This is a genomic window from Sphingobium sp. UBA5915 (assembly GCF_002431195.1).
GTDB lineage: Bacteria > Pseudomonadota > Alphaproteobacteria > Sphingomonadales > Sphingomonadaceae > Sphingobium > Sphingobium soli.
The window spans coordinates 23,115-23,379 of record NZ_DJDV01000125.1; positions in this window are offsets into that span (position 1 = coordinate 23,115).

A 265-nucleotide genomic window follows, 5' to 3' on the forward strand; every position below is an offset into this window, starting at 1 on the left:
CGAAAATGCCGGCATTTTCGCCAGTGACGGCGATGCTGCAAGCAGCAAAACCGGCAATATCCCAAGCCGCGTTAATCGCTTCACCATCGCCCCCGCTCAGTGATCTGCCCCGCCCGTCCTTTGCGGTGTCGCCATCCTCGCCGTCAAGAGCCGAGCGCAGGCCGCCAGTCCCAGCGCAGCGGATCGCCGTCCATCACCTCGACACCCTTGGCGATCAATTCGTCCCTGATCGTGTCGGACAGGGCGAAATCCTTGTTCGCGCGCG